This window comes from Streptomyces sp. NPDC056296, from assembly GCF_042268605.1.
Taxonomy (GTDB): domain Bacteria; phylum Actinomycetota; class Actinomycetes; order Streptomycetales; family Streptomycetaceae; genus Streptomyces.
Genome location: NZ_JBHJRX010000006.1, coordinates 19,359 through 44,833, shown reverse-complemented (window position 1 = coordinate 44,833; position 25,475 = coordinate 19,359). Strand labels below are relative to the sequence as shown.

Annotated in this window: 28 protein-coding genes; 15 read left to right on the top strand and 13 right to left on the bottom strand. The window is 72.7% G+C overall.

Annotation, left to right across the window (positions count from 1 at the left end; translation table 11 throughout):
- Positions 1-81 precede the first annotated feature (81 nt).
- The 5 genes from ACFCZF_RS06060 to ACFCZF_RS06040 form a co-directional block, all read right to left on the bottom strand.
- Entirely contained in the window at positions 82-813 is a 732-nt protein-coding gene (locus tag ACFCZF_RS06060; protein WP_376670634.1) for an HAD family hydrolase, read from the bottom strand.
- Between the two features lie 9 nt (positions 814-822).
- Positions 823-1,113, bottom strand: coding sequence for a hypothetical protein (locus ACFCZF_RS06055; protein WP_376670633.1), 291 nt, complete (start codon positions 1,111-1,113; stop codon positions 823-825).
- Complete coding sequence (locus ACFCZF_RS06050) at positions 1,110-1,781, bottom strand: phosphatase PAP2 family protein (protein ID WP_376670632.1); 672 nt, start codon at positions 1,779-1,781, stop codon at positions 1,110-1,112. Before ACFCZF_RS06050 ends, ACFCZF_RS06055 begins: the two co-directional genes overlap by 4 nt.
- A 64-nt stretch (positions 1,782-1,845) precedes the next feature.
- Positions 1,846-2,781 carry a M56 family metallopeptidase gene (locus ACFCZF_RS06045; protein WP_376670631.1) on the bottom strand — a complete coding sequence of 312 codons (936 nt, stop codon included), beginning with the start codon at positions 2,779-2,781 and terminating at the stop codon, positions 1,846-1,848.
- Between the two features lie 111 nt (positions 2,782-2,892).
- Positions 2,893-3,435 carry a DUF5134 domain-containing protein gene (locus ACFCZF_RS06040; RefSeq protein ID WP_375907625.1) on the bottom strand — a complete coding sequence of 181 codons (543 nt, stop codon included), beginning with the start codon at positions 3,433-3,435 and terminating at the stop codon, positions 2,893-2,895.
- 189 nt (positions 3,436-3,624) lie between these two features.
- Here ACFCZF_RS06040 and ACFCZF_RS06035 point away from each other — a divergent pair, with 189 nt between their 5' ends.
- Positions 3,625-5,313: an FUSC family protein gene (locus ACFCZF_RS06035; RefSeq protein WP_376670630.1), complete on the top strand. Its 1,689-nt coding sequence runs from the start codon at positions 3,625-3,627 to the stop codon at positions 5,311-5,313.
- On the top strand, positions 5,310-5,882 hold the full coding sequence (locus ACFCZF_RS06030; RefSeq protein WP_376670629.1) for a MarR family winged helix-turn-helix transcriptional regulator: 573 nt from the start codon (positions 5,310-5,312) through the stop codon (positions 5,880-5,882). The genes ACFCZF_RS06035 and ACFCZF_RS06030 overlap by 4 nt, the downstream gene beginning before the upstream one ends.
- A gap of 46 nt (positions 5,883-5,928) precedes the next feature.
- Here ACFCZF_RS06030 and ACFCZF_RS06025 read toward each other — a convergent pair whose 3' ends face one another.
- The gene (locus ACFCZF_RS06025; protein WP_376670628.1) at positions 5,929-6,693 is read right to left on the bottom strand and encodes a VOC family protein; all 765 of its coding nucleotides are present in this window, start codon (positions 6,691-6,693) and stop codon (positions 5,929-5,931) included.
- 102 nt (positions 6,694-6,795) lie between these two features.
- Positions 6,796-7,188: a VOC family protein gene (locus tag ACFCZF_RS06020; protein ID WP_376670627.1), complete on the bottom strand. Its 393-nt coding sequence runs from the start codon at positions 7,186-7,188 to the stop codon at positions 6,796-6,798.
- 90 nt (positions 7,189-7,278) lie between these two features.
- Between ACFCZF_RS06020 and ACFCZF_RS06015 the strand changes: the two genes are divergently transcribed.
- Positions 7,279-7,818: a GNAT family N-acetyltransferase gene (locus ACFCZF_RS06015; protein ID WP_376670626.1), complete on the top strand. Its 540-nt coding sequence runs from the start codon at positions 7,279-7,281 to the stop codon at positions 7,816-7,818.
- Positions 7,819-7,874: 56 nt separating this feature from the next.
- On the opposite strand, the gene ACFCZF_RS06010 is transcribed toward ACFCZF_RS06015, so the two are convergent.
- On the bottom strand, positions 7,875-8,558 hold the full coding sequence (locus tag ACFCZF_RS06010) for a glycerophosphodiester phosphodiesterase (RefSeq protein WP_375907608.1): 684 nt from the start codon (positions 8,556-8,558) through the stop codon (positions 7,875-7,877).
- A gap of 228 nt (positions 8,559-8,786) precedes the next feature.
- Here ACFCZF_RS06010 and ACFCZF_RS06005 point away from each other — a divergent pair, with 228 nt between their 5' ends.
- The 4 genes from ACFCZF_RS06005 to ACFCZF_RS05990 all read left to right on the top strand — a co-directional run bounded on the left by ACFCZF_RS06005 (position 8,787) and on the right by ACFCZF_RS05990 (position 12,710).
- Positions 8,787-10,190, top strand: a complete 1,404-nt coding sequence (locus ACFCZF_RS06005) for a DUF6421 family protein (RefSeq protein ID WP_376670625.1) — start codon at positions 8,787-8,789, stop codon at positions 10,188-10,190.
- Between the two features lie 47 nt (positions 10,191-10,237).
- Positions 10,238-10,984 (top strand): SDR family NAD(P)-dependent oxidoreductase, encoded by a 747-nt coding sequence (locus ACFCZF_RS06000; RefSeq protein ID WP_375907602.1) that lies wholly within the window; start codon positions 10,238-10,240, stop codon positions 10,982-10,984.
- Entirely contained in the window at positions 10,981-12,051 is a 1,071-nt protein-coding gene (locus ACFCZF_RS05995) for a threonine aldolase family protein (RefSeq protein ID WP_376670624.1), read from the top strand. Before ACFCZF_RS06000 ends, ACFCZF_RS05995 begins: the two co-directional genes overlap by 4 nt.
- 86 nt (positions 12,052-12,137) lie before the next feature.
- Positions 12,138-12,710, top strand: coding sequence for a transglutaminase family protein (locus ACFCZF_RS05990; RefSeq protein WP_376670623.1), 573 nt, complete (start codon positions 12,138-12,140; stop codon positions 12,708-12,710).
- Between the two features lie 10 nt (positions 12,711-12,720).
- Here the strand turns inward: ACFCZF_RS05990 and ACFCZF_RS05985 are convergent, their stop codons facing one another.
- Entirely contained in the window at positions 12,721-13,449 is a 729-nt protein-coding gene (locus ACFCZF_RS05985) for a lysophospholipid acyltransferase family protein (protein ID WP_375907597.1), read from the bottom strand.
- 266 nt (positions 13,450-13,715) lie between these two features.
- On the opposite strand from ACFCZF_RS05985, the gene ACFCZF_RS05980 reads away from it, so the two are divergent.
- The 5 genes from ACFCZF_RS05980 to ACFCZF_RS05960 all read left to right on the top strand — a co-directional run bounded on the left by ACFCZF_RS05980 (position 13,716) and on the right by ACFCZF_RS05960 (position 18,237).
- Positions 13,716-14,096: a thioredoxin family protein gene (locus tag ACFCZF_RS05980; protein ID WP_376670748.1), complete on the top strand. Its 381-nt coding sequence runs from the start codon at positions 13,716-13,718 to the stop codon at positions 14,094-14,096.
- Positions 14,097-14,242: 146 nt separating this feature from the next.
- Positions 14,243-14,752 carry a flavin reductase family protein gene (locus ACFCZF_RS05975; protein ID WP_376670622.1) on the top strand — a complete coding sequence of 170 codons (510 nt, stop codon included), beginning with the start codon at positions 14,243-14,245 and terminating at the stop codon, positions 14,750-14,752.
- 221 nt (positions 14,753-14,973) lie between these two features.
- The gene (locus ACFCZF_RS05970; RefSeq protein WP_376670621.1) at positions 14,974-15,762 is read left to right on the top strand and encodes an electron transfer flavoprotein subunit beta/FixA family protein; all 789 of its coding nucleotides are present in this window, start codon (positions 14,974-14,976) and stop codon (positions 15,760-15,762) included.
- A gap of 55 nt (positions 15,763-15,817) precedes the next feature.
- Positions 15,818-16,780, top strand: a complete 963-nt coding sequence (locus tag ACFCZF_RS05965) for an electron transfer flavoprotein subunit alpha/FixB family protein (RefSeq protein ID WP_376670620.1) — start codon at positions 15,818-15,820, stop codon at positions 16,778-16,780.
- Positions 16,781-16,938: 158 nt separating this feature from the next.
- The gene (locus tag ACFCZF_RS05960; protein ID WP_376670619.1) at positions 16,939-18,237 is read left to right on the top strand and encodes a DUF6986 family protein; all 1,299 of its coding nucleotides are present in this window, start codon (positions 16,939-16,941) and stop codon (positions 18,235-18,237) included.
- 193 nt (positions 18,238-18,430) lie between these two features.
- Here the strand turns inward: ACFCZF_RS05960 and ACFCZF_RS05955 are convergent, their stop codons facing one another.
- On the bottom strand, positions 18,431-19,207 hold the full coding sequence (locus ACFCZF_RS05955) for a hypothetical protein (protein WP_376670747.1): 777 nt from the start codon (positions 19,205-19,207) through the stop codon (positions 18,431-18,433).
- 100 nt (positions 19,208-19,307) lie between these two features.
- A complete protein-coding gene (locus ACFCZF_RS05950; RefSeq protein ID WP_376670746.1) occupies positions 19,308-20,387 on the bottom strand; it encodes a LacI family DNA-binding transcriptional regulator in 1,080 nt (359 codons plus the stop codon).
- Between the two features lie 219 nt (positions 20,388-20,606).
- On the opposite strand from ACFCZF_RS05950, the gene ACFCZF_RS05945 reads away from it, so the two are divergent.
- The 3 genes from ACFCZF_RS05945 (at position 20,607) to ACFCZF_RS05935 (ending at position 23,233) form a co-directional block, all read left to right on the top strand.
- A complete protein-coding gene (locus ACFCZF_RS05945) occupies positions 20,607-21,560 on the top strand; it encodes an ROK family protein (RefSeq protein ID WP_376670618.1) in 954 nt (317 codons plus the stop codon).
- A 280-nt stretch (positions 21,561-21,840) separates the two neighbouring features.
- Entirely contained in the window at positions 21,841-22,035 is a 195-nt protein-coding gene (locus ACFCZF_RS05940; RefSeq protein ID WP_375920645.1) for a hypothetical protein, read from the top strand.
- Between the two features lie 154 nt (positions 22,036-22,189).
- Positions 22,190-23,233 (top strand): NUDIX domain-containing protein, encoded by a 1,044-nt coding sequence (locus tag ACFCZF_RS05935; protein ID WP_376670617.1) that lies wholly within the window; start codon positions 22,190-22,192, stop codon positions 23,231-23,233.
- A 2-nt stretch (positions 23,234-23,235) separates the two neighbouring features.
- Here ACFCZF_RS05935 and ACFCZF_RS05930 read toward each other — a convergent pair whose 3' ends face one another.
- The gene (locus tag ACFCZF_RS05930; protein ID WP_376670616.1) at positions 23,236-23,940 is read right to left on the bottom strand and encodes an MBL fold metallo-hydrolase; all 705 of its coding nucleotides are present in this window, start codon (positions 23,938-23,940) and stop codon (positions 23,236-23,238) included.
- A gap of 73 nt (positions 23,941-24,013) precedes the next feature.
- The gene (locus ACFCZF_RS05925) at positions 24,014-25,369 is read right to left on the bottom strand and encodes a dipeptidase (protein WP_376670615.1); all 1,356 of its coding nucleotides are present in this window, start codon (positions 25,367-25,369) and stop codon (positions 24,014-24,016) included.
- Positions 25,370-25,475 lie beyond the last annotated feature (106 nt).

The window sequence follows — 25,475 nt, the reverse complement described above, 5'->3', positions numbered from 1 at the left end:
GGTCAGGTCCGGCTACCGTCTGCCTCGGGCGACACGGGGGATCGTCCGAGGCGGACGGATTTCCCGACTGGTTGCCCCGGGCTACTTGCTCGACCGGAGTGGACGTTCTCCGCCCAGACCCGGTCGGCGCACCAGATCAAGCACGGGCAGCAGACCGGCCGGCCGCTCGGTCACCGGGAGATGGTCCACGAAGTGCACCGCGCACCCGAGGGCCGCCGCACCCCCGTCCGCCCGCCGGTCGTCACCGACCATCAGCGTCCGCCCCGGTCCGGCCCCGAGCGCCGCACAGGCGGTGGCGAACAGCCGGGGGTCGGGTTTGCGGACGCCGTGCTCGTACGACAGGACGTACGTGTCCACGTACCGGTCGAGGCCGTGCGCGCGGAAGACCGGACGCGGGTCCCAGCCGATGTTGCTGACCACGCCCACGGCGATCCCGTACCCGCGCAGCGCGCTCAGCACCTCGGCGGCGTCGGGGTACGGGTTCCACGCCCCCGGTGCCATGTGCCGGTCGTACAGCGCGTCGTGCAGCCCGGGGTCAGGCAGCGGCACCTGCCGGGAGAGCCCGGTGTACGCGGCCCGGTGCAGCTCGGGATCCAGGTCCCGGGCCCCCCAGGCATCGGCGAGTTCCTCCGGTACCCGCAGCGGAGGCGCGCCGCCCGGCAGCGCACCCGAGGCTTCGAGGGCCTGAGCCGTCTCGGCCAGCTCCGGTGCGGAAAGCGTCAGTCCGGTGCCGGCGAGTGCCGCGCGCAGCCAGGCGCCGGTGGATTCGATACGGAAAAGGGTCCCGGAGAAGTCGAACAGGACGGCAGCCATGGGTGGATCCTACGAGGGGATGTGGCCGAAGGCGATCCCGCCCGCGCCCAGTACGTCCCGGCCGCCCGCGCATGCCACGTGCTCGCTGCGGCGCGGAGCCGGCCGCGGCAGACCGTCGTGGCCGACGACGTAGGTGAACGGCTCGGTGGCCTCCGCCGGGCCCCGCTCCGTCATCCAGGCGTCGAGATCGGCGGGCGAGCGGATCGCATGGCCCTCGGTGCCGGGCCGGACCGTCGCCCGCAGCTCGGGCAGTCCCACGTAGCGGTAGGCGTGCCGGGGGCCCGGCGCCGGCGTGGTCACGGGTGCCGGCGCCGGTGGATCAGTACCGCGACGGCCACGACCAGGGCGCCCAGGAGCCAGCCGCCGACGACGTCCGTGGCCCAGTGGACGCCGAGCCACACCCGTGTCACGCCGACCCCGGCCACGGAGACCACGGCCACGGCCAGTGCGGTCAGGCGCAGTGAGTGGGCGGCGCCGTAATGGTGGAGGAGCCAGACCAGCAGGCCGCACACGAACGTGGCGGTCATGGCGTGACCCGAGGGGAAGGCCGCGTAGTGCGCGGAGTCCACGGGGTCGGGCCAGACCGGGCGGGAACGGTTCACCGCCGCCTTCAGGGCCTGCTGCAACAGGCTGCCCAGCAGACACGTCATCCCCAGCCACACGGCCGTCCACCGGTCTTCGCGCCGGAACCAGAGCCACAACACCACCACCGCGCACAGCAGTCGCATCGTCCACGTGTCCCAGACCCAGTCGGTGAGGATCCGCATGGCGTGCGTGATGCCCGGTTCGTCGACCGCCCAGCGGTGCGTCGTGCCGGCGATGTCGTCGTCCAGGCTGATCAACGGGTGCCACTCCACGGCCACCAGGGTGAGCAGCAGCGCGGAGAACACGGCCAGCGTCCAGGTGACGCGGAGGGCGGTGCGGGGTTGCGGTGGACCGGGCGGGGAGTCGACGGGCGGCGTCATCATGCTGCGATACTCGCCGACCCGGGGGGCCCGGGGCCAATTTCCGGGGCGGGAGCGCGGCGGGGGACTACCCCAGCGCCCGAAGTCCCGGTACGAAAGCCACCAATACCGGCACCGCCGGCACCAGGGCGGCCGACGCCGTCAGCCGCAGCCGCCGGGCCGCCGACAGCCGGTTCGGCGGCGTGAGCAACCGGTGCACGCGCTGCGGGACATGGGCCTCGGCGGTCGGGCACGGGCCGAACACGCCCCGGTCCTCGTTGAGTTCGACCAGTGCCAGGGCGGTCGTCAGCCGGCCGAATCGGCGGGAGGCCACGTCGTCGGCGGCCAGTTCGACCAGGCGGTGCATCTCGTCGCGGAACACCGCGAACACCGGAACCTGCGGGAACCCGTCCGCCAGCGCGGACGAGCAGTGCAGCAGCCAGTCGTGCCGCGCCTGCGCGTGCCCCTTCTCGTGGGCCAGGACCGCGTCCAGCTGCCGGCCCTTGAGACGGCGCAACGCGGCGGTGGTGACGACCAGCCGCGGGGGAGTGCCGGGCAGCCACCAGGCGTCGGGCCGCTCACCCTCCAGCACGACGAGCGGGTCCGAACCGGGCAGTTCGCCGGGCAACACGGGAGCACGCAGCAGGAGTTCGGCCCGGCGCCGCCGACGCCGGGTGCGGGCCCGTACGACCTCCCGGGTCAGCATCGCGGCGCTCCACAGCCCGCCGCAGGCCAGCGTGACGGCGGTCGTGTCCGCCCAGAGGCCGGAGGTGCCGAGCGCGTAGGCCTCGACCACCGGGCGCGGCGCCGTCGCGAACACGTGCCCACCCACCGCGTGCCAGGCCGCGGCCGCGCTGAACGTCATCGACAGCGCGCAGCACATGAGCACGGCCGCCACCACGCACTGCCACACCCACAGCGCGACCACCGGTTCCCGGTCCGGCCAGTCGGCCCGGGCGAGCAGCCTGGGGGCGAGCACGGCGGTCAGGGTGCCGAGCAGCAACAGTGCCGCGGGGAGAATCATGGGGGCAGCCTATGAGCGTGGCGCCGTCGGCAGTACGGCCCGCCGCGCGAAGTGACGCAGGCAACGGTTGCGCACGGGGTATGCCGGGTACGCGGTGCGGGGCAGCCGGTGTCACATGGTCAGCAGCATGGCCAGCATCGCGATCCCCATGGAGAGCCGGCAGGCTCGCGCCAACTCCGGCCGGTCGCCCCATCCGGCCGCCGGACCACCCCCGGCCACGGCGACGACCGGCATCAGACGTACGCCGGTCACCAGGACGTATCCGGTGAAGTAGAGCAGCAGAGCCCCGGTCAGCACGGGTATTCCGGAGGTGCCGTGGGCGTGTGCGGGGGAGCCGGCCATCACCACCGCCATGTAGACCATGGCCGCGGCCCCGACCAGGTGGTGCAGATGGTGACCCCCCGAGCGGGCCGCCCACAGCGCGCGCAGCCCCGCGGCACCGAACACCACCGCGTAACCGGGCCAGGCCCATTCCGGCGGGGTGAACACCGCCGCGGGCACGGCCATGGCGGCCATGCCGAACCCCATGAGGGCTTCGCCGCCCGCGGCGCGGCGCTGCTCCTCGACGCTGCTGCGCATCCGCAGCAGGCAGTAGGCGCCGGTCGCCGCGCAGAGCGCGACCAGCAGCCAGCCGGACGACGCCGGTCCGTGCACAGATGCCTCCCCGCTCGACGCTCGACGGTCGGTCAAGAACTGCCCGGGCCGTGCGGCGCGCACGCGAGCGCAAGGGTGTACACGGGGGGTATTCGGGGGAGTGCGGCGCATCGTCGCAGGTGGGCGACGGGGTCGACGTCACATCCAAGGTAATGATTTACTGGTAAAACACCTGCTAAGCTCAATCCCATGAGCAGTGCGACCCCCACCTCCGGTACCTCACTCGGCCGACGTCTGTCCCTGACAGGTGTGCTGCGTCTGCGTCGGCCCTCCGAGATCTGGTTCAAGCCCGCCCTGAGTTCGGTCGCCGCCGTCGCCCCGCCCAACCTGATCCTGCTGGCGCTCGGCCGCCTCGACCTGGCGATGTACACCATGGCCGGGTCGCTGTGCGCGCTCTACGCCCACAACCGCCCCTACGCCGCCCGCGCCCGCACCCTCGCCCGGGTGGTGCTCGGCATGCTCGGCGGCGTCGCCGTCGCCCTGGTCACCGCCTCGCTCACGCGTAACGCCGTCGTCCTCGTCACCGTCGGCGCCCTGCTGGCCGCCGTGCAGAAGGCCCTGTGCGACGCGACCCGCGTCGGCCCGCCGGGCAACGTGGTCCTGACCTTCATCAGCTCCGCCGCCCTGTTCGTCCCGCAGACCCTCGGCCAGATCCCCGGCCATCTGGCGCTGGCCGCCGCCGCGGGCGCCTGGGCCTGGCTCGTCGGCATGGCACCCGCCCCGGTCCGCCCGCACGGCCCCGAGCGCCGGGCCACCGCCCAGGCCCTGAACGCCGCCGCCGCGTACGCCGACACCGGCGGCACCGGCGACGGCCACGTCGCCACCCGCACCGCCGGGTACGCCGCCGTACAGGCCGCCTGGCAGACGCTGCTGTCCCTCCCGGCGAAGGGCACCCGCGCCACCACCCGGCACGCCCTGGAACACCTCGTCGTCCGCGCCGAGGTCGCGCTCGCCGCGCCCGCCGACACGGACCCGGAGCGGCTGCGCGCCTGGGCCCGCGCCCTGCGCGGCACCGGCCGGATCCCCCGCACCGGGGACTCCCCGGCCGCCGCCGACGAACTTCTCGGCGTGGACGCCGAGCTCGCCGCCCCTCCCGCGCGCCTGTGGCAGCGGCTCGGCCCGCTGACCCCGATCGCCCTGCGCACCGCCCTCGGCTGCGCCCTGGCCGGCTACGCCTCCCTCGCCCTCGGCATCGGCCGCCCCTACTGGGCCCTGGTCACCGCCGCCGCGCTCTACCAGGCCAACATGACCCTGACCTGGAGCCGCGCCGTGCAGCGCGTGGTCGGCAACGTCGCCGGGGTGCTGCTGTTCGCGGCCATCGCACCGCTCGCCCACCTCGGGCAGGCCCTCCTGGTCGTCCTCTGCCTCGCCCTCAACTTCGGCGCCGAGGCGCTCATCACCCGCAACTACTGGCTCGGCAGTGTCTGCGTCACCCCGATGGCGCTGCTCATCACGGAGTTCGCCGGCTACCAGGAGCCCGGAGACCTGATCACCGAGCGGGTGGTGGACACCCTCGTCGGCGCCCTGGTCGGCTTCCTGGCCGCCGTCGCCGTCACCAACCGGCGGGCCGGCAGCCGCGTCGGACAGGCGGTGACCGCCGCCGACCGCGCCCGCGAACGCGCCGCCCGCCTCCTGGCGGAGCCCGACCCCGCCCCCGGCGCCCTGGAGGCCGCCCGCCGGGGACTCGCCGCCGCGCTGACCGACCTGCGGGTCACCGTCGACGCCGCGTCCGGCGAATGGTGGGGACGCGCCCTGCCCCAGGAGAGGGTCGTGCTCGCCGAGCAGTCCGGACACCGTACGCTCGCCCAGACGGTGCGGCGCCAGGCAGCGCGTCCGGACCGCGACACGGGCACGAGAACGGAGGACGTACGGCCATGACCGCAACCGACGGGGGCTCGGCGACCGGGGGCGACGGGGGAGTCGGCGACGGCAGGGGAGGACCGCGCGGGGACACCGTCGCCGCGGTCGTGCGGCAGTGGCGGGCCGTCCATCCCGACCTCGACACCGGACCGATGGAGATCATCGGCCGCATCAACCGCTGCGCCGCCCTTCTGCAGCAGGCCGAGGACGCCCCGCTGCGCCGGGCGGGCCTCAGCCGCGCCGAGTTCGACCTGCTCGGCGCGCTGCGCCGCACCGGGCACGAGCTGACCCCCGGTGACCTGGCCCGCGAGACCTTCTCCTCCGGCGCCGCCGTCACCAAGCGCCTCAAGCAGCTCACCGAGCGCGGCCTGGTGGAGCGGCGCGGCGACACCCGCGACCGCCGGGTCGCCCACGTCCGCCTCACGGACGCCGGACGCGACCTCGTCGACGGCATCCTGCCCGAACAGCTCGCCTACGAGTCCGCCGTACTGTCCGGCGTGGACGGCCCGGAACAGGGCGAACTGGCGGCGCTTCTCGGGGCTCTGCTGGGCCAGTTGGAGGGCCGCCTGGGCGCGCTGCGGGTCTGACGCTCCGCCGGCCCGGCGGCACCGCGACCCAGGGACGGAAACCGTCTCAGCGCTCGTCGCCCGCCCGATACACGCCGAACATCGCGCCCTGCGGGTCGCGCAGCACCGCGATGCGTGGTCCCTCGGGAGGCGAGGTGGGTTCCATGAGCACGGTGCCGCCGCTGTCGGTCGTGTCGACCGCGGCGGTGTTCACGTCAGCCACCGCGAAGTACGGCAGCCAGTGCGCCGGCACCTCGTGCGGGAACTTCTCGTCCATCGTCACCATGCCGCCGAAGTCCGCCCCGCCGATCCCCCACTGCGGGTAGCGGTCCGAGGTGGTGACGCTCCAGCCGAACACCGTGGTGTAGAAGTCGGCGGCCCGGTCGGGCTCCCGGGTCAGCAGCTCCACCCAGCCCAGCGAGCCGGGCGCGTTGAACAGCCCGGCCCCTGGGAACGAGCGTGCCTCCCACAGCTGGAACACCGCCCCGGTCGGATCGGCGGTCACCACGAACCGGCCCGAGTCGAAGACGTCCGTGGGGCCCTGCGCGATCGCCCCGCCGGCCGCGGTCACCTGCCGTACGGCGTCGTCCGCGTCGCGCACGGCGAACGACACGTTCCACGCGACCGGCTGCGCCGGCTGGTACAGCGGCGCCAGGGCGGCGACCGCCGCGTCGCCGAGGCGCGCGATCGTGTAGCCGCCCGCCTGCTGCCGGGAGTCCGACTCGGGGCGCCAGCCGAACAGCTTGGTGTAGAACCGCTTGGCCGCTGCCAGGTCGCTGGTCCCCAGCTCGGCCCAGCAGGGCCCGCCGATCACCGGTTCGTGGAGCTTCATCGCGTGGGGCGTCCTTCCGCAGAGCCGGGGGACCGTCCGTCCTCTCCAGCACGCTAAGGCCCGGCCCGGACCGCGGCCATCCGGCACGTACCGCCCGGTGGCTCAGATCCCGGGCCGGTAGCGCAGCGGATGATCCGCGGGCACCTCCACCAGCACGATCCGCGTGCCGTCCGGGTCCGCGATCCACATCTCCACCAGCCCCCACGGTTCCTGGACCGGCGGCCGGACGATCTCGACGCCCTTCGCGCGCAGTTCGTCGTGGGCCGCTGCCGCGTCCGCCACCTGGAGCCACAGCTTCAGCGCGGGGGTGAGCGGCGCCTCGGAGCGGCCGGAGACCTCCAGGAAGCCGCCGCCGAGGAAGTAGACGGTGCCCCGCTCGGGTCCGGCGCCGAACTCCCGGTGGACGGCGAGGCCGAGCTGCTCGCCGTAGAAGGCGCGGGAGCGGTCGGGGTCGGTGGGGCGGAGCAGGATTCGGCTGCTGAGTACATGCACCATGCGTCCCGAGACTACTGGCGGCGTTACTCTCATCGGTGCCCGCCCCGCGCCCGAGAGCGAACCGCCGAGAAAGAACCGGAGCCGCCCCGCATGGACACCGCCGCCAGCCCACTGACCTACCGCGCCGCCACCGACGCCGACGTGGACGGGATCGTCGCGCTCATAGAGTCCGCGTACCGCGGGGATGCCAGCCGCGCCGGGTGGACCACGGAGGCGGACATCCTCCAGGGGCAGCGCACGGACCCGGAGGGTGTGCTGGAGGTCGTCAAGTCGCCGGACAGCCGCCTGCTGACGGTCGAGCGGGACGGCGGGATCGTGGCCTGCTGCCAGCTGGAGCACCGCGGGGCGCACGCCTACTTCGGGATGTTCGCCGTGAGCCCGGCGCTCCAGGGCGAGGGACTGGGCAAGACGATCATCGCGGAGGCCGAGCGGTGGGCCCGCGAGGCGTGGGGCGTGACGGAGATGCACATGACCGTGATCTCGGTGCGCGAGGACCTCATCGCCTGGTACGAGCGCCGCGGCTACCGCCGTACGGGAGAGATGACCCCGTTCCCGTACGGCGACGAGCGCTTCGGCGTTCCGCAGCGGGACGACCTGCAGTTCGAGCTGCTGGTCAAGCCGCTGGCGTGACGTCCACCGGTGACGGTCACGCGGTGAATATGACGCTCACGCGGTGAACGTGATGCTCACGCGGTGAAGCGGCCGGTGCGTTTGATCTCCGGGTAGTCGGTCGTCGCGCCGTCCAGCCCGAGGGCGCGCACCAGCCGCAGATGGTCCTGGGTGTTCACCGTCCAGCAGAAGACCCGCAGACCCGCCTTGCGGGCCCGCTCCACGATCTCCAGCGTGATCCGGTTGATGTCCAGGCACAGGGTGCCGGCGCCGGCCTCGACGGCACGGTCCACGACCTCGGGGCCGTAGTACTGCGCGACCAGGGCGGTCCGCACCCCGGGCACCAGCCGGGCGATCTCCACGATGGCCTCGTCGTGGAACGAGATCACCTCCACCCGGTCCACCAGGTCCCGCCGACGCATCACCTCGGCGAGCTTCCGCGCGGCCGCCGCGTCCTTGATCTCGGCCTGCAACGGCACCGACACGGAGTCCAGTACCTCCTCGAAGACCGGGACCCGCTCCCCGCGGCCCGCGTCCAGCGCGCGCAACTCCTCGAGTGTCTGCTCGGCGATCGCGCCCGTGCCGTCGGTGGTGCGGTCCACGTCCGCGTCGTGCATGACGACGAGCGCGCCGTCCTTGCTCAGGTGCAGGTCCAGTTCGACGACGTCGAGGCCGGCCTGCTCGGCGGCGACGAAGGAACGCAGAGTGTTCTCGGGTTCGACACCCATCACTCCACGGTGACCGATGGTGAGGAAGTTCAAGGCTCGACTCGCTTCCGTCGACGTCGGCGATGGCAGGGCGGCAGCCTAACGGCCCTGCGGGACCGTTTCCCCTCTGCCGCGCCTGGTATCCGGACTCCAGCATCCCGCAGGAAAAAGTGCGGCGAAAGGCAGGGTCGGGCAGGATAATTTATTGAGGTGCCCCTTGCTGGGAGAAACCTCGTATGCATACGGTGTCCTGACGCGAGCTTCTCCCGCGGAGGATGGGACATGACGGAAATTCTTGTGCAGGTGGGTGTGGAGGAGAACATTCCTCCGGCGAGCAGGGTGGTGGAGCACCCGGCGTGGCCCGTGCTCAAGGATGCCGTGGAGCGGATCCGGCCATGGCAGTCCAAGGACGGGTCGATCGACTTCGCCGCCGAGGGCGCGCCCGACCGGTCCGCCGCCGAGGACGCCGTACGCCGTGTCGCCGGCGCCGTCGAGGAGCTGTCCCCGCTCCTGCCGCACGACCGCGCCTACCACGAGGCCCTGGTGACGGACCTCGGCCGCTGGGCCGACGGCGGATTCCAAGTGCCCGACTTCCTCGACTCGCTGCTGGCCTTCCAGCCCGCCGCGAGCCGCGCGGACGGCCTCCAGCACCTGGTCGTCTTCCCGATGTACACGCAGAACGGCAACCCGGACCGCAACCTCGAAGCGGTCGTGCTGCGCATGGTCTGGCCCGACTGGCTGGCCGAACTGGAGCGCACCCGCTACGACAACCCGCTCTTCTGCGGCATCACCTTCGAGGACTTCACGGCCGGCTACGACACCAACTCCGCCGTCCTCTTCCCGGAGACCATCGCCGTACGCGAGGCGCCCGAGCGCTTCTCCTGGGGCGGCATCTTCTGCGACCGCGAGGCCGCCCGCTTCCGGCGCGTCACCGAGGCCGCCGTCGGCATCCTGGGCCTGGAACTGCCCGAGGACGTCGCCGCGATGGTGCACGACCAGAAGCGCTGCGAGGAGGCCTTCGTCCTGTGGGACATGGTCCACGACCGCACCCACAGCCACGGCGACCTGCCCTTCGACCCCTTCATGATCAAGCAGCGCCAGCCGTTCTGGATGTACGGCCTGGAGGAGCTGCGCTGCGACCTCACCGCCTTCAGGGAGGCCGTGAAGCTGGCGGACGAGGGTGTCCCGCAGGCCCGTGACGTGCAGTACGCCGTCCTCTTCGACCGCATGTTCCGCTTCCCGGTCACCGGCGAGCGCCGGCGCAACTACGACGGTCTGGGCGGCCAGCTCCTCTTCGCCTACCTCCACAAGCACGACGTCGTGCGCTGGACCGACAACAAGCTCTTCATCGACTGGCAGCGCGCCCCGCAGGTCACCAACCAGCTGTGCGCCGAGATCGAGAAGCTCTACCGGGACGGCATCGACCGCCCCAAGATCGTGCACTGGTTCGCCGGCTACGAGCTGGTCTCCACCTACCTCGCCCCGCACCCGGGCTCGAAGTGGGCCAAGGGCCCCGACGCCCTGGACCTGACGCTGCCGCCGCGCAAGCTCGTCGATGACGTGCTTCCGGACGAGTTTCCGCTGAGCATGTTCTACGAGGCACTGTCCAAGAAGCTCAAGAACGTGATCGCCTCGACCCGGGGCATCACGGCGACGGCGGACGGCGCCGAGCGGGCCGCCGCGTGAGCGACGGTACGGACAGGCAGACACAGCAGGCTCGGGAGGCGAGGACCATGGGGAACGGGACGCTCGACGGCGCGGTGATCGCGGTGGCCGGAGCGGGCGGACCCGCCGGACGGGCCGCGCTGCTGCGGCTCGCCGAGGCGGGTGCGACGGTCGTCGGCTCGGACAACGACCCGGAGCGGCTGGCGGAGGCGGTGGACGCGGCGCGCTACGCGCACGGCGGCGCCACCGTCACCGGCGAGACGGTCGACCTGCTCGACCTGGACTCCACCCGGGCCTGGGCGGACCGCATCGAGAAGGAGTTCGGCCGGGTCGACGGCGTGGTCCACCTCGTCGGCGGCTGGCGCGGCAGCCAGACCTTCACCAAGACCGAACTCGGCGACTGGGACCTCCTGGAGAAGCTGCTGATCCGCACCGTCCAGCACACCTCCCTGGCCTTCCACGAGGCGCTCCAGCGCAGCGACCGCGGCCGCTACGTCCTGATCAGCGCCGCGGGCGCGAGCAACCCGACCGCCGGCAACGCCGCCTACTCGGCCGCGAAGGCCGCCGCCGAGGCGTGGACGCTGGCCATGGCGGACTTCTTCCGCAAGGCGGGGGGCGAGCAGGGGCCGACGTCCGCGGCTGCGATCCTGGTGGTCAAGGCGTTGGTGCACGACGCGATGCGCGCCGAGCGCCCCAACGCGAAGTTCGCGGGCTTCACGGACGTGCGTGACCTCGCCGAGGCCGTCGCCGGAGTCTGGGAGAAGCCCGCCGCGGAAGTGAACGGAAACCGTCTGTGGCTGACCGAGAAGCCGTGAACCCCCCGAAGACCGACGCGCGTCGCCACCACGACCCCGAGGTCCGCGGTTTCGCCAGCGACAACTACGCCGGCGCGCACCCCGAGGTGCTCGCCGCGCTGGCCCTGGCCAACGGCGGGCACCAGGTCGCGTACGGCGAGGACGAGTACACCGAGAACCTCCAGCGCGTGATCCGCGGCCACTTCGGCTCCGGCGCCGAGGCGTTCCCGGTCTTCAACGGCACCGGCGCCAACGTCGTCGCGCTCCAGGCGGTCACCGACCGCTGGGGCGCGGTGATCTGCGCCGAGAGCGCGCACATCAACGTCGACGAGGGCGGCGCCCCCGAGCGCATGGGCGGCCTGAAGCTGCTCACCGTCCCCACCCCCGACGGCAAGCTCACGCCCGACCTGATCGACCGGCAGGCGTACGGCTGGGACGACGAGCACCGCGCGATGCCGCAGGTCGTCTCGATCACCCAGAGCACCGAGCTCGGCACGCTCTACACGCCCGACGAGATCCGCGCCATCTGCGAGCACGCCCACGCGCACGGCATGAAGGTGCACCTGGACGGCTCCCGGATAGCCAACGCCGCCGCCTCCCTGGACGTGCCGATGCGCACGTTCACCAACGCGGTCGGCGTCGACCTCCTCTCGCTCGGCGGCACCAAGAACGGAGCCCTGTTCGGCGAGGCGGTCGTGGTCCTCAACCAGGACGCCGTCAGCCACATGAAGCACCTGCGCAAGCTGTCCATGCAGCTCGCCTCCAAGATGCGCTTCGTCTCGGTACAGCTGGAGGCGCTGCTCGCCAAGGACCTGTGGCTGCGCAACGCCCGGCACTCCAACGAGATGGCCCAGCGCCTGGCCGAGGGCGTGCGCGCCGTGCACGGCGTGGAGATCCTCTACCCGGTGCAGGCCAACGCGGTCTTCGCCCGGCTGCCGCACGAGGTGAGCGAGCGCCTTCAGAAGCGGTTCCGCTTCTACTTCTGGGACGAGGCCGCCGGCGACGTGCGCTGGATGTGCGCCTTCGACACCACCGAGGACGACGTCGACGCGTTCGTGGCCGCCCTCAAGGAGGAGACGGCACGCTGACTACGGGCCTCTCCCGTGATGCATAGGTATGCGGTCACTTGAAAAGTCATTGACTGACGGGTGATCGCGTTCCTATGCTCTGCCGCATGGAGCTGATCCAGAAAACCCCTGACCTGTCCGCCTACCTGGCCGCCGACGAGGTCATCGACCACCACCACCCGCGCGTACGGGAAGTGGCCGGGCGGCTTGCCGCGGACGCGGAGGACTCGTATGCCTATGCGCGGCTCGCCTTCGAGTTCGTGCGCGACACCATCCCGCACTCACAGGACTCCGGTGACCCCCGCGTCACCTGGCGCGCCTCCGACGTCCTGGAGCAGCGCACCGGCATCTGCTACGCCAAGGCCCACGCGCTGACCGCGCTGCTGCGGGCCGAGGACATCCCGACCGCCCTGTGCTACCAGCGGTTCGACGTGGTGCACGGGCTGGTCGCCGTACGGTTCAACGGTGCCTGGCACCGGCAGGACCCGCGCGGCAACAAACCCGGCGTGAACGCCCGGTTCTCCCTGGAGCGGGAACAGCTGGCCTTCACGCCGGACACCGCGGCCGGCGAGGCGGACTACCCGGACCTGTACGCCGCGCCGCATCCCGCCGTGGTGGACGTGCTGAAGGCGGCCACCGACCGGTCCCACCTGTGGCGGACGCTGCCGCCCGCCCTGTGACGCGCTCGGCTCAGCGCGCCTCGGCCGTGCGCAGCTGCTCCTGCGTCGGGGCGGTGCCGCCGAGATGGGCCGGCATCCACCACGTGTCGTCCGCACCCTTGGGACGCACCGGGTAGGCGCGCTGCGCGGCCTCCAGCAGCTCCTGCACCCGCCCGCGCAGCCGACGGGTGATGGCGCCCGCGTACTGCTCGCGGGAGGCCTCCATCGCCTCGCCGACCCGGATCGTGATCGGGGTGTGGCTGCGCTTGAAGTTGCGCGGGTGACCCTTGGTCCACAGTCGCTGCGTGCCCCACAGCGCCATCGGGACCAGCGGGACGCCCGCCTCCTGCGCCAGGCGCGCGGCGCCCGACTTGAAGCTCTTCAGCGTGAACGACTCGGAGATCGTGGCCTCCGGGAAGACTCCGACGATCTCGCCGGACCGCAGCGAGTCCAGGGCGTGCGCGTACGCCGCCTCGCCCTGCTTGCGGTCCACCGGGATGTGCTTCATGTTGCGCATCAGCGGACCGGAGACCCGGTGCCGGAAGACCGACTCCTTCGCCATGAAGCGCACCAGCCGCTTCTGGGGCAGCGCCGCCAGGCCGTCGAAGATGAAGTCCAGGTAGCTGATGTGGTTGCTCACCAGCACGGCGCCGCCCGAGCGCGGGATGTTCTCCGAACCCTGGCAGTCGATCTTGAGGTCCCACACCTTGAACAGGGTGCGGGCGAGACCGATGGCCGGGCGGTAGGCGAGTTCTGCCATGGGCGGGTCGGACCCTTCCTTATCAGCCTGGGAAGGGGACTCCCAGTCGAAAGTTACGCAGCCGTAGGTTTACGGCTTGTCGCAGATCGTGCCCCAAGAACGGCCGGTGTACCAGCCTTGGTGCCCGCCCGCGGCGAGATCCTCATCACTTCCTCGGCCGATTCGTGGCCGAAACACGACGGTGAGCCCGGGAATCTCCGGCGCCCCGTGAACGCTGCACCTGGGGACGACCGGACTGGTGGCGCGCGTGTCGCGTGCGTCCAGGAGTGCCGCGGTGGCGGCGGAACAGGGGCGAACGGGTGCGCGGGCAGGGCGACGGCGGGGGGCTCGACACCTCCGGCCCGCGGCTCGACGCGGCCGACCTGGGCACGGAGCTCGGCGCACGCGCCACGCTCGTGCAGTTCTCCAGCGCCTTCTGCGCCCCCTGCCGGGCCACCCGGCGGGTCCTCGGTGAGGTGGCCGGCATGGTCCCCGGAGTCACCCACGTCGAGATCGACGCCGAGGCCCGCCTGGAGCTGGTCCGCGCACTCGGCGTACTCAAGACGCCCACCGTGCTGGTCCTCGACGCCGGCGGCCGTGTCGTGCGGCGCGCCGTCGGGCAGCCGCGCAAGGCGGACGTGATCGCCGCACTGGGCGAGGCGGTGTGACCACCGCCACGTCACCCGTGAGGCGTTCTCCACAGCCCCCACGACCCAGGACGTATTTGACTGTGTGTGCCACCCGTCGTCAGCCTGCCCGTAGGCCCTCGCTCCCGGCTCCCCGGACCGAGGCGCAACGCAGAAGGACACCCCGTATGACGGCCACACCCGACGTCGCCGCGCCGCGGCTCGCCACCGCCGACCTGCTGCGGTCCGCCTTCCGGCGGCACGCGGCGGGAGTCGCCGTGATCACCGCCCGCGGTGACGCCGGCCCGGTCGGTTTCACGGCCACCTCCCTCACCTCCGTCTCCGCCGAGCCGCCGCTGCTCTCGTTCGGCATCGGCACCGGCTCCTCCAGCTGGCCCGCGGTGTCCGAGGCCGAGTACGTCGGCGTCCACCTGCTCGGCGACCACCAGGAGGACCTGGCGGCCACCTTCGCCCGCAGTGGCGCCGACCGTTACGCGGCGCCGACCGCCTGGTGCGAGGGCCCCGTGGGCGTGCCCGTGCTGGACGGCGTCCTCGCCTGGCTCGTGTGCCGCGTCGTCGGCCGCGTTCCCGCGGGGGACCACCGCATCGTGCTGGCCGAGGTTCTCCTCGGCGACCCCACGGGTGCCGGCCGTCCCCTGCTGTACCACCAGGGGCGTTACCACGCTCTGCGCGACTGACCGGTCACCGGGAGGCGCTTCCGCGAAGCCGTCGGGTTCCGGTTACGCTGCGTTGCGAAGGTCACAGTTCAAAGCGCTTGCTTAGCGGGCAGGAACTGGGTGTACTGACGAGTAATATTCCGGGCGGAGCGCGGGTCGCCCCGACCGGGATCGGCCGCTTGGGGCGCCTATGCTGCCTGCAAGAGGCAGCACTGAAATGTCGACGCAGTAGGAGAGCCGGCGTGAGCTTGAGGATCGTTGTCACTGTTAAGTACGTGCCCGACGCCACTGGCGACCGGCACTTCGCCGATGACCTGACCGTCGACCGGGACGACGTGGACGGTCTGCTCTCCGAGCTGGACGAGTACGCGGTCGAGCAGGCGCTGCAGATCTCGGAGAATTCCGACGACGACGTGGAGATCACCGTCCTGACGGTGGGTCCGGAGGACGCGAAGGACGCGCTGCGCAAGGCGCTGTCCATGGGCGCGGACAAGGCGATCCACGTCGAGGACGACGACCTGCACGGGACCGACGCCATCGGCACCTCCCTGGTGCTGGCCAAGGCCGTCGAGAAGGCCGGCTACGACCTGGTCGTCTCCGGCATGGCCTCCACCGACGGCACCATGGGCGTCGTACCGGCGCTGCTCGCGGAGCGCCTGGGCGTACCGCAGGTGACGCTGCTGTCCGAGGTCTCCGTCGAGGACGGCACCGTGAAGGGCCGCCGCGACGGCGACTCCGCCACGGAGCAGCTGGAGGCGTCGCTGCCGGCCGTCGTGTCGGTCACCGACCAGTCGGGCGAGGCGCGTTACCCCTCCTTCAAGGGCATCATGGCGGCCAAGAAGAAGCCGGTGGAGTCCTGGGACCTCTCCGACCTCGACATCGACGAGGACGAGGTCGGCCTGGAGAACGCCTACACCAAGGTCGACTCCGCGACCGAGCGCCCGGCGCGCACCGCGGGCACGATCGTCAAGGACGAGGGCGAGGGCGGCAAGCAGCTCGCTGAGTTCCTCGCGGGCCAGAAGTTCATCTGAGCCCCGGTTTCGCCGATCGCCCCTCACATCTCGCAAGCAGGAGAGAAGAAGTCCCATGGCTGAAGTTCTCGTCTACGTCGATCACGTGGACGGTGCCGTCCGCAAGCCCACCCTGGAGCTGTTGACGCTCGCTCGTCGCATCGGTTCGCCGGTCGCGGTCGCGCTGGGCGCCGGTGCCGCCGACACCGCCGCCGCGCTCGCCGAGCACGGTGCGGTGAAGGTCCTGACCCACGAGGCCGCCGAGTACGCCGACTACCTGGTCGTGCCGAAGGTGGACGCCCTCCAGGCCGCCCACGAGGCCGTGTCCCCGGCCGCTGTACTGGTCCCGTCCTCCGCCGAGGGCAAGGAGATCGCCGCCCGCCTGGCGCTGCGCCTGGGCTCCGGCATCATCACCGACGCCGTCGACCTGGAGGCCGGCGACGAGGGCCCGGTGGCCACGCAGTCGGTGTTCGCCGCCGCCTTCTCCACCAAGTCCCGCGTCTCCAAGGGCACCCCGGTCATCACGGTCAAGCCGAACAGCGCGGCCGTCGAGCCGGCTCCGGCCGCCGGTGCGGTCGAGGCCCTGTCGGTGTCCTTCTCCGCCGCCGCGACCGGCACCAAGGTCACCTCGCGCACGCCGCGCGAGTCGACCGGCCGCCCCGAGCTGACCGAGGCCGCGATCGTCGTCTCCGGCGGCCGTGGCGTCAACGGCGCGGAGAACTTCTCGATCATCGAGGCGCTCGCCGACTCGCTCGGCGCGGCCGTCGGCGCCTCGCGTGCCGCGGTGGACGCGGGCTGGTACCCGCACACCAACCAGGTCGGCCAGACCGGCAAGTCCGTCTCCCCGCAGCTGTACATCGCCTCCGGCATCTCGGGCGCGATCCAGCACCGCGCCGGTATGCAGACCTCGAAGACGATCGTGGCGATCAACAAGGACGCCGAGGCCCCGATCTTCGAGCTGGTCGACTACGGCGTGGTCGGCGACCTCTTCGACGTCGTCCCGCAGCTGACCGAGGAAGTCAAGACCCGCAAGGGCTGAACCTCCCCTCGCAGCGCCGCCGAGGCCCCCGCGACCGTCCTTCCTGGTCGCGGGGGCCTCGGCGTCTGCGCAGGATGGTGTTGACCGGCGAGAGACCGGCAGATAACTTCGCTCTACGGATTATTGATTCCGTTCAGCGGAAAACAGGAGGGTGTGGGATGGGTCAGCAGGAGAAGGTGGCGACGAGTCTCGCGGGCGGCGTCGGCGAGGAGATCAGTGCCTCCCTCGCGCCGGTCGACGCGGAGCTGGAGCGCCGCTACCCCGGAGACCCGGGCACCCGGCAACCCGTCCACACCGTCTACGTACCCGGTGACGTCTTCGCCGCCGACACGATCCGCTCCTGGGGCGACCAGGCGCTCGCCGCCCTCGACGAACACGCCCCCGACGCCGCCTCCTTCGCCGCCGTCCTCGGCCTCACCGACGACCTCGCCGAGGCCGTGTACAGCCGCGTACGCGCCAAGCTGGAGCGCGAGCCGATCGAGGACCTCCGCGTCGACTTCGAGGACGGCTACGGCAACCGCACGGACGCCGAGGAGGACGAGTCCGCCGCCCGCGCGGCCCGGCTCATCGCCGAGGCGTACGAACAGGGCACGGCGGCCCCGTACATGGGCATCCGCATGAAGTGCATGGAGGCCCCGGTGCGCGCCCGCGGCATCCGTACGCTCGACGTCTTCCTCAGTGGCCTGATGGAGGCCGGCGGCCTCCCGGACGGGCTGGTCCTCACCCTGCCGAAGGTGACCTACCCCGAGCAGGTCACCGCCATGGTGCGGCTCCTGGAGGCGTTCGAGAAGGCGCGCGGCCTGGAGCCCGGCCGGATCGGCTTCGAGATCCAGATCGAGACCAGCCAGTCCATCCTGGCCGCCGACGGCACCGCCGCCGTAGCCCGCATGATCCAGGCCGCCGAGGGCCGCGCCACCGGACTGCACTACGGCACCTTCGACTACAGCGCCTGCCTCGGCGTCTCCGCCGCGTACCAGGCCAGCGACCACCCGGCCGCCGACCACGCCAAGGCGATCATGCAGGTCGCCGCCGCCGGCACCGGCGTACGCGTCTCCGACGGCTCCACCAACGTCCTGCCGGTCGGCCCCACCGCCAAGGTGCACGACGCCTGGCGCCTGCACTTCGGCCTCACCCGCCGCGCCCTCGCCCGCGCCTACTACCAGGGCTGGGACATGCACCCCGGCCACATCCCCACCCGGTACGCGGCGGTCTTCGCCTTCTACCGGGAGGGCTTCGAGCAGGCCGCCGCCCGCCTCGCCCGCTACGCCAACCGCGCCGGCGGCGACGTCATGGACGAGCCCGCCACCGCGAAGGCCCTCAGCGGCTACCTGCTGCGCGGCCTGGACTGCGGCGCCCTCGACATCGGCGAGGTCGCCCGGCTGACCGGCCTGACCCGCGCCGACCTGGAGGGCTTCTCGTCCCCGCGGCGCGGCGACCTCACGGCATCGGCGCAGTAGGCGGCGGCTGGGGCCTGTCGTTTGGGTCAGGTCGGCTGCGAGGGACGGCGCCTTTTCAGCCCACCCGAGCGGGGCGTGGTGCGTGCAGCTGCAAGGCGGAGGAGGGCGACAGGGCGGAGCCCTGGCAACCGACGACAACGCGGCAGATGTGCGTGCCACGCCCCGCGACGCCGGCATGATCCAACGGCATGCCCTAGGAGCGGGGGAGGGGCTCGCCGGTCCGGCCGGAGCGCACGTAGCGCTCCAGGCCGGACTCCGTCGCCCGCTTCTCCTCGGCGAACAACCGCGTCCCCCGGGCGCACAGCCGCCGGTCGGCCCGCGCCCGCGCGCAGAACTCCTCCGGCGTCGCCCCGAACAGCTCCCGCAGCCGGGGCGAACCCTGGAGCAGATCGGTGATCAGGACGCGCTGGTCGCCCGGGTGCCGGCGGGGTGCCCCGGTGCCGTCGTGCAGGACGCCGTGGCGGTTGACGTAGGCGTACGCGCCGCACAGCACCGTTCCGTCCCCGCCCACCGGCTCGACACGCACGGCCGGTGCGGGGAGCCAGGCGCGGTCGAAGTTGCCGGACACCATCGGCACTCCCTCGCTCGCGTCGATCACGGCCAGCTGCTCGGCGTCGAGCCAGAGGACGAACAGCTCCCGTACGACGCCCGGAGCGCCCACCGGAGAGGCGGACACGTAGCCCATGCGGCTCACATGGGCGGAGACACCGATGTCGAGGCCGGTGACCCGCGTCCTGACCATCGGGATCGGCGAGTCGATTCCGAACTCGGCCATCTTGTGGCGCAGCTGGCCCGGGCTGGCGTTGGAGCCGATCGCGAGCACGGGAACCCTGCCGTCCCCGTCCTCGTGGACCGGCCGGTCCAGCGGCAGCAGCCGATCCCCGTCCAGCAGCCCCGACTCGCGGGGCCACGCGCCCGGGTACAGCAGCGGCTCCTCCCGCGGCACCCCCGCCAGCCCGAGCGCCCGCAACGTCCGGTCCTCGCCGGTCGGGCGCGCCGGGGCCCGGCCGCTCTCCGGGGGCCGGGGCGGCCGGGCAGGGTCCCCGCCCAGTGGCTTCGACACGGGCCGCTCAGTCCGCCGGTGGCAGCTCGCCCGAACCCCGGGTGACCAGCCTGGTCGGCAGTTCGATGCGGTCGGGCGCGATCAGGGAGCCGTCCAGCTGCCTGAAGAGCCGCTCGGCGGCGGTGCGGCCGAGGGCGGCCGCGTCCTGGGCGACCACGGTGACGCCCGGCTGGAGCAGGTCGGCCAGCTCGATGTCGTCGAAGCCGACCAGCGCGACGCCGCGCGCGTGCTCGGCCAGGACCCGGATCACGGTGACCGTCACCCGGTTGTTGCCGGTGAAGATCGCGGTGACCGGATGCGGGTCGGTGAGCATCTCCTCGGCCGCCCGGCGCACCCGCACGGGATCGGTGACGCCCAGGGACATCCAGGAGTCCTTCACCGGTATGCCGGCGTCCTCCATGGCGGCCCGGTAGCCGCGCAGCCGCTCGGCGGCGGTGTGGATGCGGGGCATGTCGCCGATGAAACCGATCCTGCGGTGCCCGTGCGCGATGAGGTGCGCCACGCCGTCGCGGGCGCCGCCGAAGTTGTCGGACACCACCACGTCCGCGTCGATCTGCCCCGCCGGACGGTCCACGAACACCGTGGCGACGCCCGCCTTGAGCTCCGGCTCCAGGTACCGGTGGTCGTCCCCGGCGGGGATCACCACCAGCCCGTCCACGCGCCGCGCGCACAGTGCCAGCACCAGCTCCTGCTCACGGTCCGGGTCCTCCGCGCTGGACCCGTTGATCAGCAGGGCGCCGTGGGCGCGGGCCACCTCCTCCACGGCGCGGCTGAGCGGCCCGTAGAAGGGGTCGGCCAGGTCCTCCAGGACCAGGCCGATGCTGGCGGTACGGCCCTTGCGGAGCACTCGCGCGCTGTCGTTGCGGCGGAAGCCGAGCGCGTCGATGGCCTCCTGGACGCGGCGCTCGGTCTCCGGGGTGACGCCCGGCTCCCCGTTGACCACGCGGGAGACGGTCTTGAGACCGACCCCGGCCCGGGCGGCGACGTCCTTCATGGTCGGGCGATTGCCGTAACGGTTCCCGGGGAGCCGGTCTGCGCGGCGGGGCGTGTCGGGCACGGTGCGGCGGTGTCCTGTCCTGTCGTCCACGGGAGTGCGTCGGCTCCTGTCGTCCACGGGGGATGTGTCGGTCATGCGTTTGTATGAGGATGTGGCGTCGAGCATAGAGCCTGGACAACGTTGTCAGATGCAAGAGACACTGTCCATCGCACTCTCCGGCCCTCGTCCCCACCGTGGGGCCGGTCCGCTGCGCGCTCTTGTGTTCGTCATTTTTTGCTTTTTTCGGTCCGACGGGGAGATCCGACTCTGATGCACACCGACCTCGTGGCAGCGCTGGACATCGGCGGCACCAAGATCGCCGGGGCGCTGGTGGACGGCCACGGCCGCATCCAGGCGCGCGCGCAGCGTGCCACGCCCGCCCGGGAGGACGGCGACACCGTGATGCGCGCCGTCGAGGCGGTGCTCGGGGAGTTGACCGCGTCTCCGCTGTGGGGGCGGGTGACGGCCGTCGGCATCGGCAGCGCCGGACCGGTGGACGCCTCCGCCGGCACGGTCAGCCCGGTGAACGTGCCCGGCTGGCGCGACTACCCGCTCGTCCGGCGGGTCCGCGACGCCGCCGGCGACCTGCCCGTCGAGCTGATCGGCGACGGCGTGGCCATCACGGCGGCCGAACACTGGCAGGGCGCCGCCCGCGGCCACGACAACGCGCTGTGCATGGTGGTCTCGACGGGCGTCGGCGGCGGTCTGGTCCTGGGCGGCCGGCTGCACCCCGGCCCGACCGGCAACGCGGGTCACATCGGCCACATCAGCGTGGACCTGGACGGCGATCCGTGCCCGTGCGGTGCGCGCGGCTGCGTGGAGCGCATAGCGAGCGGCCCCAACATCGCGCGGCGCGCCCTCGACGGAGGCTGGCGCCCCGGCCCGGACGGCGACACCTCCGCCGCCGCGGTCGCCGCCGCGGCCCGCCTGGGCGACCCCGTCGCCGTGGCGTCCTTCGAGCGGGCCGCGCAGGCACTGGCCGCCGGCATCGCCGCCACCGCGACCCTCGTCGAGATCGACATCGCTGTGGTCGGCGGAGGCGTCGGCAAGGCGGGCGACGTGCTCTTCGCCCCCCTGCGCAAGGCCCTGACCGACTACGCGACCCTGTCCTTCGTACAGCGCCTGGCCGTCGTACCCGCCCAGATGGGCACGGACGCGGGGCTGGTGGGGGCGGCCGCGGCGGCACTCACGAGGACGGCGGGGGCCACGCCGGCGCGGGTCTGAGCCGCGGGCGGCTGCGCGACGGGTGCGCGCGGGGTGCGCGCGGGGTGCGTTGATACGTGGCCTGCGGCCCGAGCGCGGGAGTACGGACACGGGAGTACGGATACGGGAGCAGGAGGGCGGGAGTAGGAGCACGGGACACCCTGGCCCGGCAGGCGGCAGGCGGCAGTCCGGCAGGTGTGGGTCGGCCGGGCCCGGGGCCCTGAGCAGGGAGCCCGGGTCGATTCCGCCGCTGCCGGGCCCGCACCCGTGACCCCCACGCCGTCGCGCAGTTGAAGCAGGCATGAAGAAGCGCAGCATGCTCGCCATCGCGTCCCTCGCCACCGGTTTCGTCGTCGCGGCCGTCAGCCCCTCCCACGCCGCCCCGGCCGACCTCCCGCTCAACCTCGACGTGGACGACACCGTCAGCACCGTCCAGGACACCGTCGCCGTCGACAGCCTGCACGTGGACGACGACGCCCTCGGGCAGCTGGGCTGACGCACACCGCCCCTCACGCACCGCCCGGACCACGCGGCGCCGGTGTCCCTCCCCGGGGACGCCGGCGCCGCTGTCGTACGCCCTCAACTGGGCCTGGTTTCCGTGGCAGGGTGGAGCGGGCAAGCCACAGGGGGCCAACAGAAGAGGGGGACCTGTGACCGTCGTCTGGATCAACGGCGCGTTCGGTGCGGGGAAGACCACCACCGCCCGGGAACTGATCGAACTGATCCCGAACAGCACACTCTTCGACCCCGAGGTCATCGGCGGCGCACTCGCACATCTGCTGCCGCCCAAACGCCTCGCCGAGGTCGGCGACTTCCAGGACCTGCCGATATGGCGCCGTCTGGTGACCGACACGGCGGCCGCGATGCTCGCCGAGCTCGGTGGGACCCTCGTGGTCCCCATGACACTGCTGCGGCAGGAGTACCGCGACGAGATCTTCGGCGGCCTCGCCGCCCGCCGGATCGCGGTCCGGCACGTTCTGCTCGCTCCGGCGGAAACGATCCTGCGGGAGCGTATAGCGGGCCGCGAGATACCGGCGGACCTGCCCGACGGCGAGATACGCGTACGTCAGTGGTCCTACGACCACATCGAGCCGTACCGTGCCGCACTCGCCTCCTGGCTGACCGCCGACGCCCACCCGATCGACACCGGCGCGCTCTCCCCGTACGAGGCCGCCGCCCGGATCGCCGAGGCCGTCGGCACCGGCGCCGTGCCGGCCTGCGACATCGTGCAGACGCCCGAGCCCACCGCCGAGACCCTCGCCGCCGGCGTCCTGCTCTTCGACGAGCGGGACAGGGTGCTGCTCGTGGACCCCACCTACAAGCCCGGCTGGGAGTTCCCCGGCGGCGTCGTCGAACCCGGCGAGGCCCCCGCCCGCGCCGGAATGCGCGAGGTCGCCGAGGAGACCGGGATCCGCCTCGCCGACGTACCCGCCCTGCTGGTCGTCGACTGGGAATCACCCGTGCCCCCCGGCTACGGCGGACTGCGGCTGCTCTTCGACGGCGGCCGGCTCGACTCCGCGGACGCCGCCCGCGTGCTGCTGCCCGGCCCCGAACTGCGTGACTGGCGCTTCGTCAGCGAGGACGAGGCCGCCGGCCTGCTGCCCCCGGTCCGCTACGAGCGGCTGCGCTGGGCCCTGCGGGCCCGGGAACGCGGCGCGGCACTGTACCTGGAGGCGGGCACCCCGGTCGGCTGACGTCAGCCGACCGCCCCGTAGGTCCGCGCCGATGCCCGGAGCGCCTCGCCGGCCCCGCCGGTCACCGGATCGCCGTGACCGAAGCAGGCCACCTCCGTGTCGAGGCCGGCCAACCGCCCGAAGGAGCCGACGGCCCGGTCCCGGTCGACGTTGAAGACACCGAGCATGACGCTGCCGTCGACCGGCGACGCGGCGACGGCGTCCCCCGTGAACAGCACGCCGTGGAGCGGGAGATGCAGCCCGACACTGCCGTCCGTGTGGCCCGGGGCGTGGACGACGCGCGCCCCGCCGCCGAAGTCCAGGACGTCACCGTCGGACACCTCGGTCACCCGCGCCGGCCGGTCGAATCCGCCCTGCGGAAGCCGCCCTACGGCGTCCGCGTGCAGCGGGCGCTCCCAGTCCTCGAAAACGGGCGGCGGGCCCGGCACCTCGCCCCGCACGACCGGCGCCTCCAGGGTGTGTGCCACCACCTCGGCCCCGGTGAGCGCGGCGACCTCCTGCGCCCCGCCCGCGTGATCCTCGTGGAAGTGGGTGAGGACGACACGCCGTACGCGACCGAGCGCCCCGGCCGAGGCGGCGATGCGCTCGCCCGACCCGGCCGGCCCGGCGTCGATCAGCGTCAGGTCGTCGCCGTCGCGCCAGAGGTAGGCCTGGCCGACCGGGAAGCGCAGCAGGTGCAGGCGGGGGAGGAGCTCGATGACGTCCATGGGACGACCGTAGGCAGGGCCCCGCCGGGTGGCGAGACCCCTCTGCCGACGGCAGAACCGGAGCCTGCCGGGTTCAGCTCGCCGCGTAGTTGCGCAGGAAAAGCGCCTCCGCGACCGACAGCCGCTCAAGCTCCTCGGGGGACACGCTCTCGTTCACGGCGTGGATCTGGGCCTCCGGCTCGCTCAGGCCGATCAGCAGGATCTCCGCCTGCGGGTACAGCGCGGCCAGGGTGTTGCACAGCGGGATGGAGCCGCCCTGACCGGCGTACTGCATCTCCTCGCCGGGATACGCCACCGCCATCGCGTCCGCCATGGCCTGGTACGCCGGACTGGTGGTGTCGGCACGGAACGCCTGGCCCTGACCGATCTGCTCGACGCCGACCCGGGCACCCCACGGCGTACGCGCCTCCAGGTGGGCCTGGAGCAGCTTGGTGGCCTCGGCGGCGTCCACGCCCGGCGGCACCCTCAGGCTGACCAGCGCACGGGCGCCCGCCTGTACCGACGGGGTCGCGCCGACGACCGGCGGGCAGTCGATGCCGATCACCGTGACGGCCGGGCGCGCCCAGATCCGGTCGGCGACCGAGCCGGAACCGATCAGCTCCACGCCGTCCAGTACCCGGGCGTCCCGGCGGAACTGCTCCTCGTCGTACGCCAGGCCCTCCCACCGGCTGTCCCCCGCCAGCCCGTCGACGGTCGTCGAACCGTCCTCGGCGCGCAGCGAGTCCAGTACGCGGATCAGGGCGGCCAGCGCGTCGGGGGCCGCGCCGCCGAACTGGCCCGAGTGCAGGTTGCCCTCGAGCGTGTCGACCCGGACACGGACGAGGGTCATGCCGCGCAGCGTCGAGGTGACCGTCGGCAGCCCGACCCGGAAGTTGCCCGCGTCGCCGATGACGATGGTGTCGGCGGCGAGCAGGTCGGGGTGCTGCTCGGCGTACCGCTCCAGGCCGCCCGTGCCCTGCTCCTCCGAACCCTCGGCGATCACCTTGACGTGCACCGGGACGCCGCCGTTCGCCTTCAGCGCGCGCAGCGCGAGCAGGTGCATGAGTACGCCGCCCTTGCAGTCGGCCGCGCCGCGCCCGTACCAGCGGCTGTCGCGCTCGGTCAGCTCGAACGGCGGGGTGGCCCACCCGGCCTCGTCCAGCGGCGGCTGCACGTCGTAGTGGGCGTAGAGCAACACCGTCTTGGCGCCCTCGGGCCCGGGCAGGTACCCGTACACCGACTGCGTGCCGTCCGGCGTGTCGAGCAGGTCCACGTCCTGGAAGCCCTCGGCGCGCAGTGCGGCCGCTATCCAGTTGGCCGCGCCCACGCTCTCACTGCGCGGGAACTGGTCGAAGTCCGCCACCGATTTGAAGGCCACCAGCGCGGTGAGCTCCTCCTTCGCCCTGGGCATCAGGGAGGAGACGGTCTCGGCGACCGGATTCGACGACATGGGCACGCTCCTTGTGGGTGCGACGTTGTACCGAGGAGTACGAGGAGTACGAGGAGTACAGGGGTACGACGAGTACTGGGATTGGTAGGCCCGATCCTCCCACAGT

What these genes read in the sequence shown, in the direction of transcription:
- ACFCZF_RS06025 (WP_376670628.1), bottom strand. Translation starts at nt 6,693, where the DNA reads ATGAAGCTCCACGAACCGGTGATCGGCGGGCCCTGCTGGGCCGAGCTG.
- ACFCZF_RS06020 (WP_376670627.1), bottom strand. Translation starts at nt 7,188, where the DNA reads ATGGTGCATGTACTCAGCAGCCGAATCCTGCTCCGCCCCACCGACCCC.
- ACFCZF_RS06030 (WP_376670629.1), top strand. Translation starts at nt 5,310, where the DNA reads ATGACCGCAACCGACGGGGGCTCGGCGACCGGGGGCGACGGGGGAGTC.
- ACFCZF_RS05925 (WP_376670615.1), bottom strand. Translation starts at nt 25,369, where the DNA reads ATGTCGTCGAATCCGGTCGCCGAGACCGTCTCCTCCCTGATGCCCAGG.
- ACFCZF_RS06015 (WP_376670626.1), top strand. Translation starts at nt 7,279, where the DNA reads ATGGACACCGCCGCCAGCCCACTGACCTACCGCGCCGCCACCGACGCC.
- ACFCZF_RS05975 (WP_376670622.1), top strand. Translation starts at nt 14,243, where the DNA reads ATGACGGCCACACCCGACGTCGCCGCGCCGCGGCTCGCCACCGCCGAC.
- ACFCZF_RS05960 (WP_376670619.1), top strand. Translation starts at nt 16,939, where the DNA reads ATGGGTCAGCAGGAGAAGGTGGCGACGAGTCTCGCGGGCGGCGTCGGC.
- ACFCZF_RS05990 (WP_376670623.1), top strand. Translation starts at nt 12,138, where the DNA reads ATGGAGCTGATCCAGAAAACCCCTGACCTGTCCGCCTACCTGGCCGCC.
- ACFCZF_RS06005 (WP_376670625.1), top strand. Translation starts at nt 8,787, where the DNA reads ATGACGGAAATTCTTGTGCAGGTGGGTGTGGAGGAGAACATTCCTCCG.
- ACFCZF_RS05930 (WP_376670616.1), bottom strand. Translation starts at nt 23,940, where the DNA reads ATGGACGTCATCGAGCTCCTCCCCCGCCTGCACCTGCTGCGCTTCCCG.
- ACFCZF_RS06045 (WP_376670631.1), bottom strand. Translation starts at nt 2,781, where the DNA reads ATGATTCTCCCCGCGGCACTGTTGCTGCTCGGCACCCTGACCGCCGTG.
- ACFCZF_RS05965 (WP_376670620.1), top strand. Translation starts at nt 15,818, where the DNA reads ATGGCTGAAGTTCTCGTCTACGTCGATCACGTGGACGGTGCCGTCCGC.
- ACFCZF_RS06000 (WP_375907602.1), top strand. Translation starts at nt 10,238, where the DNA reads ATGGGGAACGGGACGCTCGACGGCGCGGTGATCGCGGTGGCCGGAGCG.
- ACFCZF_RS05940 (WP_375920645.1), top strand. Translation starts at nt 21,841, where the DNA reads ATGAAGAAGCGCAGCATGCTCGCCATCGCGTCCCTCGCCACCGGTTTC.
- ACFCZF_RS05945 (WP_376670618.1), top strand. Translation starts at nt 20,607, where the DNA reads ATGCACACCGACCTCGTGGCAGCGCTGGACATCGGCGGCACCAAGATC.
- ACFCZF_RS06060 (WP_376670634.1), bottom strand. Translation starts at nt 813, where the DNA reads ATGGCTGCCGTCCTGTTCGACTTCTCCGGGACCCTTTTCCGTATCGAA.
- ACFCZF_RS06035 (WP_376670630.1), top strand. Translation starts at nt 3,625, where the DNA reads ATGAGCAGTGCGACCCCCACCTCCGGTACCTCACTCGGCCGACGTCTG.
- ACFCZF_RS06050 (WP_376670632.1), bottom strand. Translation starts at nt 1,781, where the DNA reads ATGATGACGCCGCCCGTCGACTCCCCGCCCGGTCCACCGCAACCCCGC.
- ACFCZF_RS05985 (WP_375907597.1), bottom strand. Translation starts at nt 13,449, where the DNA reads ATGGCAGAACTCGCCTACCGCCCGGCCATCGGTCTCGCCCGCACCCTG.